3 protein-coding genes are annotated in these 1,946 nt (G+C 62.7%); 2 read left to right on the top strand and 1 reads right to left on the bottom strand.

The window, feature by feature from the left end; all coding sequences use genetic code 11:
- The coding region (locus ACXJL8_RS39820; protein ID WP_456686899.1) for an NAD(P)-binding domain-containing protein at window positions 1-369 on the bottom strand (369 nt) is incomplete at its 3' end.
- Window positions 370-547: 178 nt separating this feature from the next.
- On the opposite strand from ACXJL8_RS39820, the gene ACXJL8_RS39815 reads away from it, so the two are divergent.
- Window positions 548-1,531 (top strand): ABC transporter substrate-binding protein, encoded by a 984-nt coding sequence (locus tag ACXJL8_RS39815; protein ID WP_456624312.1) that lies wholly within the window; start codon window positions 548-550, stop codon window positions 1,529-1,531.
- 74 nt (window positions 1,532-1,605) lie between these two features.
- Window positions 1,606-1,946, top strand: a 341-nt coding sequence (locus ACXJL8_RS39810; RefSeq protein WP_456686898.1) for a dihydroxy-acid dehydratase domain-containing protein, incomplete at its 3' end; no start/stop codon positions are given.

Below are 1,946 nucleotides of genomic sequence, written 5' to 3'. Positions count from 1 at the left end.
GGCGTCTTTCAACCGCGTCGCAAGGTCGCGCGCGGCATCGGGGTGGATCGACGAGAAATCGACCACGAGCTTCCCTGCGCCGGGAGCCGTTGAAAGACCTTCGGATCCGAAGATCACCTCTTCCACGGCCGCAGCATCCGTCACGCACATGAAGACGATATCCGAGTTCGCCAGGACTTCGCGAGGCGTGGCGGCGCGCTTGGCGCCGGCCTCAACGAGCGGAGTTACTTTGGCGTGCGAGCGATTCCAGATGGTGACGTGATGGCTGGCCTTGAGCAGGCGCCGGGTCATCGGCGTCCCCATCAGTCCAAGGCCGAGATAGCCAAGCCTCTCGACGCCTGGCGGGTTTGCCGTGCTTGCATCAGCCATAAGTTGCCTCCTTCTGTCGCAGCGTAACGGCGCGCGACCGCCGCCTTACCATACATGGCGGGTCCCATGACGAAACCGGGCCGGCTTGCATGGCTTGCTTGATTGTTTGAACCATGAAACATTTGGATCGGTCGGGTTGGGTGGCGCCGGTCGGCGCCGGAGCAACGGAGCGGGCACGATGCGAACGGTTTCGAGGTGGATGCTGGCAATAGGGGCTGTGGCGGCCATGATCGCGGGCGCAAGCCCCTCACGGGCGCAGCAGACGATCCGCGTCGGCTGGACGATCCCCGCCGAAGAATCCAAGTACTGGATGATGCGCAGGCCGGCCGAATTTCCCAATATCGGCAAGGCCTACAACATCGAATGGACCCAATTCCAGGGCACCGCGCCGATGACGCAGGCGCTGGCGGCCGGGGCGCTGGATTGCGCGACGCAGGCGCCGCTGTCGCTCTCCAATGGTGTGGTCGGGGGAAATCTCAAGGCCTACATCGTGGCACAGCACGTCTTCGAGAAGCCTGGCGGCTTCTCGGTCTACTGGGCGGTGATGGACGACTCCCCGATCAAGACGATCGCCGACCTCAAGGGTAAGACGGTCGGGATTTCCGTGATCGGCGGCGGGACGCAGGGGCCGTTCAATTTGCTCCTGAAGCAAAATGGCGTGGACCCGGCCAAGGATATCAAGCTCGTTGAGGTTGGCTTTGCCGTCTCGGAAGACGCTCTGCGCCAAGGCCGCGTCGACGCGGTCAATATGAATCAGCCGTTTGCCGCGCGCGCGGAGGCGAAAGGTGGCACCCGGAAGCTGTTCTCGCTGTCGCAGGCCATGCCGAACATCGTGCACATCCTGGAAGCCTGTCGTGCCGACTTCGTCGACAAGAATCCGGAGCTGGTCAAGGCCTATGTCCGCGACATCACCTCGGGCATGAAGAAGGCGCTGGCGAACCGCGAAGAGACTTTGAAGGTCGTGTCGGAGGTGCTGAAGGCGCCCGTTCCGGTGCTCGAGACTTACCTGCTGAAGGACAATGACTTCGGCCGAGATCCGGGTGCGGCGCCAAATTTCCCTGCGATCCAGAAGATGCTGGATATCTACGCGGAGACGGGAATGCTGCCGAAGCTGGATGTCGCGCAATTCAAGCATCCGACGATCGTCGCGCCGTTGCAATAGGCGATCGGGCCACTTCGGGACAAGGAGATCGCGACGCCCGATCGCCCCGGGCGTCGCAAGAAGATGATGAACGCATGAAGAAATTGCGATCTCGGGTCACGACTGACGGCCTCGACCGGGCTCCACATCGCGCGTTCATGCGTGCGATGGGCCTGGACGACGCAGCGATTGCCAAGCCGATGGTGGGCGTCGTCAGCATGAAGGGCGAGCAGACGCCCTGCAACATGACGCACGACTTCCAGGTGGATGCGGCCAGGGCGGGGATCGAGGAGGCCGGTGGCACGCCGCGGGAGTTCTCAACCGTCTCGGTGTCTGACGGCATCAGCATGAATCACGAGGGAATGAAGTTTTCCCTGTTTTCGCGCGAGCTGATCGCCGACTCGATCGAGGCCGTCGTTCATGGCCTGGCCTACGA

Source organism: Bradyrhizobium sp. P5_C11_2, from assembly GCF_054049755.1.
This window is presented reverse-complemented; position numbering and strand designations above follow the sequence as displayed.